The organism is Vibrio sp. 1-2 (7-a), from assembly GCF_013048515.1.
Lineage (GTDB): Bacteria > Pseudomonadota > Gammaproteobacteria > Enterobacterales > Vibrionaceae > Vibrio > Vibrio diabolicus.
In genome coordinates this window covers 24,658-30,885 of the sequence record NZ_VHSQ01000023.1, presented here as the reverse complement: position 1 = coordinate 30,885, position 6,228 = coordinate 24,658, and the positions used below count along the sequence as shown (strand labels likewise).

General features: G+C 37.9%; 4 protein-coding genes. All 4 read right to left on the bottom strand.

What is annotated here, in order from left to right; translation table 11 throughout:
* Positions 1-141 precede the first annotated feature (141 nt).
* From FKN08_RS23545 to FKN08_RS23935, 4 genes are read right to left on the bottom strand one after another with little or no spacing between them, the layout of a single operon-like run.
* Positions 142-537, bottom strand: coding sequence for a DUF6262 family protein (locus FKN08_RS23545; protein WP_170892980.1), 396 nt, complete (start codon positions 535-537; stop codon positions 142-144).
* Positions 537-2,531 (bottom strand): hypothetical protein, encoded by a 1,995-nt coding sequence (locus FKN08_RS23540; protein WP_170892979.1) that lies wholly within the window; start codon positions 2,529-2,531, stop codon positions 537-539. The genes FKN08_RS23545 and FKN08_RS23540 overlap by 1 nt, the downstream gene beginning before the upstream one ends.
* An 8-nt stretch (positions 2,532-2,539) precedes the next feature.
* Entirely contained in the window at positions 2,540-4,843 is a 2,304-nt protein-coding gene (locus FKN08_RS23535; protein ID WP_170892978.1) for a hypothetical protein, read from the bottom strand.
* A complete protein-coding gene (locus FKN08_RS23935; protein ID WP_170892977.1) occupies positions 4,833-6,197 on the bottom strand; it encodes a site-specific integrase in 1,365 nt (454 codons plus the stop codon). Before FKN08_RS23935 ends, FKN08_RS23535 begins: the two co-directional genes overlap by 11 nt.
* Between the last annotated feature and the right edge of the window lie 31 nt (positions 6,198-6,228).

Here is a 6,228-nt window from a genome sequence, read left to right as displayed (position 1 = left end):
AAATTCTGCGCTAAATAGTCGTCTTGTACGTTTTGTCATAGTGTCACCTGTTAACTTATGAGGTGATGATATCACCTCTAACTAAGTGACCAAATTCACTATGCCACTACAGTTCGTAGACGCTTACTGTGAATCAAACCTTCACTTCCCAACAAACTTCAAACGCTCAGCAAACTCATTCCGTTCAGCCAGAATCTGATCGTACATCGAGTAAACCTGCTGAATATGTTCCCAAAGTTTCTTATTTTGATTCTCTAAAGATTCGGCCTTTAACTCTGCTTCCTCTTGTTTCTGAATGGATTTTGTTAACCTTCCTTTCAATTTTTCGATTTCTAAAGTCGATTCTATGTGTTTAACTTTTTGTGTCTGCCCGAGCTTTGCTTGTTGAATCTTGAGTTTTAGCTCTGGGTATCGATTATAGATTAACGCATTAGATACACCCGCTTTTTGCGCAACTCGGCTTACGTTGACTTTTTCCCCAGATGCAATCATCTGTGCAATGATTGCATCCAGCCGGCTTTTAGTATCGCACTCCATCACCCCTCCTTTATACTGATTTGCAACTGATTGATAATACTGTTTGCTGCATAAAGGTTGTCTAATAGCGCACCTTTAAAAGAAGCAAACCGTGGCTTAAGATCTTCAGGAAACTGTTCAAAACGAGCCAATTGATACTCACATTTTTTCTTGATAACTTTCCAGTGTGGTAAATGTTTTGGCGTTGCAATATATGAATCACAGTTAACGCAGTGACTTGGGTCAGCAGCATTACGAATTTGACAGTCTGATCCTTTAGTGCAGTAACCGTGAGAAAGACCGCGAAAACTCGCTGAATGTTTTGCCGTATACGTAAGCAGTTCTTGCATGTTAGAAAAATGAGGGGAAGACCCACTTGTGAAAGTGTCTCCAAGTAAATTATTCAAACGACCGATAAATTTTTCACCCCCTCGGCCAGCCAAATGTCCTTGCTCAGCCGCAGCCACCATATCTGTCATAGCTTGCTGAGTTAAGTATTCTTCGAAACTGTGAGTCAAACTCATTAGCTCTTCTAAAGAATCATAACCTCGATGGCTATACACCAAACTCATACTACTTTCCATGTGCTTGTATTGATATTTAATATCATCCAAATCGCCCAGGCGGTTAGCGACAATAAACCAAGCAAATGTGTGGCGAAATTGATGTGAGGTAAAATTGAATGGCATCCCGACTTGATATGGTTTACGAAAATGTACGCTACTGGCTGATACAGAATGAACGTTGCAGCCCAGCTTTTCAAGTTGATCAATATCACTCTGTTCCAGTGGAATATTGATCAACTGATTAATATTACTAAAACAATTAATATTCTGCTTACCTAAGTGACTAAATTGTGCAGCTTGCTTGTAGTATCTAACCTGAAATAGCTTGTTATCAGAACATCCAAATTTCATATTTTCAGCACGTTGTTCAGGAAGCTTGTCACCATAAAACTTTAAAAGAATCTTTGCTCTTTCTCGATAAATATTGTTCATTTTACTAAGCAACTGAATGCCGCGGAAAGCAAGCTCACTAACAACCCATTCCAATTTTTGGCTTCCATCTGAAGTTTTGGATAGTAGCGATTTAATATAATATTTACCTTCTAAACTAAATGCTGCATCATCTTCAAGAGCCAAGACTTCACTGTGCCTCATTCCTGAATAGGCTATAACCAAGACAAAGACATAACGCTTTATGGAGGAAAAATAGGGGTGTAATTCATTAAGTAAATTCGCTTCCTCATTAGAAAGAGCATCAATGTGAGTAGTCCTATTAAAATGACCACGACTCAAATGAGGTATACGACGGTTCATTTCATTCTGAATAGCTTCCCACTGATTAAAAAATTTCTCTGCCTGAATTAATTTGAATTCACATTCTTTGAGGAGAATTTTCATAACTCGTGTTGGTATAACTGCATGTTTTTGTCGATAATCGGACTTTTTAGCTATGTATGGAGCAAGAATTTCTGTAAGAACATCTACATGTTTTTCTGATATCACAATCCCATACTGTCGCCACCAATAAAGGCAACTAGAAATCTCCTGGGCTACGTGAACATGTTTAATAGCTTCATTTTTCAATAGAAAATTTTCAAGTAAATTGCGTAAACGCAGTAAAGGAAGACTATCTAGACTACTCAGAGACATGATGTTCTGCTCTTTCAGCCAAATACCAAAGCGCTTACTAGACCGAATAATCCTGTGGGTTGTATTCCATTTTAATGGTGTCATACCTTCACCGGCCCCGTGCTTTAACATGCCTAATGCTAATGCTCTGAGCTCATGCCCCAATTCACCGAAGGTATTATGAAACGTTATGTTTTGTTTCTCTCCTGGAGCGGTCCAAAAATCATCACCATAGTGACTCGTATGTACCCCAGAAGTTTTTTTAGTTTTCCATAACACAGCACTCTTGAGGCCCTCTTCAACCAAAGGGTTATAAGGTCTGATTCTAATATGCCCATCAACATCTAAAATTTGTCCTAGAACGCTATACATATCAGTCATTTAACTACCTATATTGATACCGATGTCACAGCAAACTCCCAAAATGGGTGCAGACCGTTTTTCTTTTGTAAATTAATTCCATGCTCAACAGCTTTAGGGTTTCTTAATTTAAGCTGCTCTAGGATGTCAGCGACTCTTCCTCGCAATGTCTGAATAATTTCAGTCTGCCGTTCATTTTGCTCTAAGTTACTAATACTGGCCGACATATCTTCAAGGACATAATCTCTATAACTAAGCAACTGCCAGACATGTTCAGGGTCCGCTACTGTTCGGTAATACTTACACCAAATACACGCCAGATAATCGCTACACCAACGTCCTTCTTGGCCATTCTGATTGTGTAGAAGCCTATGTTCTTTGTGATATTGAACCGCTTCAACATCTCCACCAACAGAAGCACATAACCCAGTAGGGGTTTGCTGGCAATTAGGTTCATCATTATCTAATATAATGATATTTGGGGAAATTTCTCTTCCTGTAAAATACGCTTGCATAGTATGAATTGCATCACTAAGCGTTAGTTGAGTATCGACTTCAACAATTTTTTGATAGTTTTGAATAAAAGTTGAAAATGAATGACGCATTGTTTGTTTATACTTGCGCAAATCTTTCGCAACTTGTCTATAGATATCGTTCGCCCCAGAAGTTCGAACTTTCTGAGTATTGTAACGAACTCGACAACCTTGATTAGAAAGCAACAAGTTAACATAACTAACAATGTTATTAGGAGAAATCGGATATATTTCTCCGAACTCTTGATAAATAAATAACAGATGTGAGCAAGCTGACATCTGTAGGCGATAAGGTTCCGTTAACTCTTTCACTGAGCGAATATCTATCATTACACTATTTACCGTTCGCCCATCCAACTTATATGTATCTATATCATAATTTTTACGAGCTTTTTGAACCATAATAAGCATGGTTTTCTTAGCAGTAGGCAATTCGATCTCATTAATATCAGTTAACTCAACATTGCAAAGTGGTGTTTTGTTCCAACAAGTCTTGATCTGAATTTTGGCAAATAGCAAAGCTACTTTTGCTTTACTCTCTGTTGCGGAAGCCAGCGCCGCTTCAAGGTAATAAATTAACTCAACAAGTTCTTCATCAGAATAGACATTTTCTAATTTTGTTCTTTTTGCATGACGTTGATAACGCTGCATAGAGATGCGGTAAGCATCCGTAGCTTGCTGTCCGAAACGCTCCATCAACCAACGAATAACCTCGAAATATCCAGTACCTGTTCTGAGTGAAATGATCTTTTCCTGAACTTGAGATTGGATAATCTGAAATAATTGTTTTTGGATCTTGTTATTGTTACGCCCTAAGCATTGAATTCCATACTTTATTATATCTTGAGAAAAATTAGGATAGATATAATTCAACAATAAGCGCTTTGTTTTTGAAAATCGTGTATGAAGCGTCTCCATATTGTAGTTTTTTTGTTCGATTAGAGATATTTCATCTCGATACATATTTTTCAATTCAGCAAAAACATTTGGCAATGTACCAGCCAATTCTTTGCAGTCAATGTAACGCCATTTGTCATATTCTTTAAAATAAAAAGATAACAAATTCTCTATGTAATTATGGCGTAATACTGATTCTCCTTTAAATATTTCTAACGCAAACCGTAACTCATTAAACAACTCAGATCTTATTTCACTAGCATAAGTAGATTTCAATAACAGGTAATCATATACAAAAAAACCTCTTAGGCCCATTTTCAAATAATCTGCCTTATCGATATGATTAATAACATATCTACATGCAGTAACAATTACTCGCAATCTATGATTCATAGATTTTAAATTATGTCCTTTATGGCCTTGATATCGGTCGCTAGCTACAATATTACGTAAATCTTCAACGAGAATAGGCGAAAATTCATAGAGATCGCTCACATCTGACTCTCCAACAGGGAGAATGAGATAAGCTTCTGGCCATAGAATCGAACGAGAAATATCATGCCCTGTATACACTTTTAATGCATAAACAAGCTCTTGTGTTGCTTCTTTTCGAAGATCACTATTTATTGTACGTTTTAGAAGTTCGTAACCATTATTAATAAATGCATTAAATCCATCCTTCGCCAGCTTACAATCTGGGAATTTGTTATTAACATATTTAAGCGCGAATACCACAACAGAAAATCGAGAAGAAACAGACTGTAATGATGTTGAATTTGAGCCATTATAATTAGGAGTTTTGATTAACCAACGTAACTGCGATTCGAGAATAGGAGATGCTTCAACTAACTCAGTGATGTTTACCTTCGAACCTGAGGGAAGCTTTATAATATTAGTTCTCACTGGTGCCACCTTGTATCGAAACTAGCTCATCATGCAAGCTTGATAAATGATCCCCAAATAACTTATCTACCCAACGGGCCATCTGTTTGTCAAACGTATCCGAGCGAGCAAAGTTAATGTATTTCTGGGTGGTAGAGAAATTGGCGTGTCCCAATAAACGCATCAGTTTGTATTGAATAAAACCAATAGGAAGGTTTTTCTTTAGCATAAAGCTGGCGAGATTGGTCGCAAACGTGGCTCTTAAATCATGAAAGTCTCGCTCTAGACCCGTGTCACCTAATTCGGCACGAACTTTTGCAATAATGTTTCCGACAGATTTTGCCAGGATAGGATTGCCTGAACGATTTAAAAACAATGACGCGTTAGCCACATTACCATGCTGGATTTGCCATTTACCCAAACGATGTTGTCGTTCTGGTGAATTTAGATAAATCCATAGACTGTCCATCAGTTGGCGTGAAACCATGATGGTACGTTGCTTATTAAATTTTCCGGTGATCTCAACATAAAACAATGTAGAGCTTGTCAATGCTGGATTGACAACCGCTAGTGATGGAAAGCCGGCAACCTCTTCAGATCTTAATCCGCACAGATGCGCTAACTCAACCCAAAGTTTAGCGTTTGGTCGTGTTAATGCTTTGCTACTATAGAGCAGCTCCAATTCTTCTCTATTGTAGGGAGCAAGCTCTCCCTCATTAAATTTTTTCTGTTTGTATTTCTTCGGGATCAATAAGTCGGTAGTCGTAATAGGAATACCGCGTTCTTGCTCGTACTGACCAGAAAAGAGAAAATCAATGTCTCCATCTTTACGTTTTTTTTTGATGATTTTGTTTTTATACTCAAACGGAATTTTCTCAATACGCCGCTGCTTCATGGCCCATTCATAAAACTGACGAATATGATTCATATATAGATTTACCGTATCTCGCTCTATTTTCTGTTCTTGAACTCTGTCTATCAGATGCTTACGAAAGCGATACACTGGCAGCCAGTATTTTGCTTTATCAGTCGCGGCAACAGCTAGTACTTCTTGCCAAGCAACATTATTTTTTTCCAACCAGTCGAGAAAAATGCTCAGCGAATAGCTAATGGAATTTAACGTTGATAAGCTGACTCCTCCCATGCTGTTAACTCTGCCCCCTCGTTTCGGTGGCATAAACAGGCCTTTAAACCGATGCTCTAAGAAAAGATTCATTTCCAATACATCTTCAATACGAGTTAAAGAATGAAGTCGGGGGAACTTTTCAACCTCACGGTCATGATGAAACGTTACTACTCGTAATTGCTTAGCATCACTGGTATCAAAATAGGGTAAATCACCCATATTGACGTTTAACTTCTTTACTAATACCACCAAACTCACCATGCACCATATAATTACTGCA

Excerpts from the sequence above, each read along its gene's own strand:
- FKN08_RS23545 (WP_170892980.1), bottom strand. The coding sequence starts at position 537 with ATGGAGTGCGATACTAAAAGCCGGCTGGATGCAATCATTGCACAGATG.
- FKN08_RS23540 (WP_170892979.1), bottom strand. The coding sequence starts at position 2,531 with ATGACTGATATGTATAGCGTTCTAGGACAAATTTTAGATGTTGATGGG.